General features: G+C 56.5%; 1 protein-coding gene. It reads right to left on the reverse strand.

Annotation, left to right across the window (positions count from 1 at the left end):
* A partial coding sequence (locus IAE50_RS25860) for a transposase (protein ID WP_200581713.1) occupies positions 1 to 223 on the reverse strand: 223 nt, incomplete at both ends.

Raw genomic sequence — 223 nt, forward strand, 5'->3', positions numbered from 1 at the left:
GCACCGAAGAACAGCCAGTTACGGCGACCCAGCGCCACAACACGAAGAGCGTTTTCACACAGGTTATTGTCGATTTCCACCCAGCCGTTACGGCAGAACTCGTTCAACGCGTCCCAGTGATTGAGCAGATAAGTGAACGCCTTTGCCGTGTCTGAGTGGCGGGACAGCGTTGTCATCTGCGCCTGTACCCAGTCGTACAGCGACTGCATCAGCGGAACCGTTC

This window comes from Kosakonia sp. S42, assembly GCF_016624785.1.
In the GTDB taxonomy this organism is placed as follows: Bacteria; Pseudomonadota; Gammaproteobacteria; order Enterobacterales; family Enterobacteriaceae; genus Kosakonia; species Kosakonia cowanii.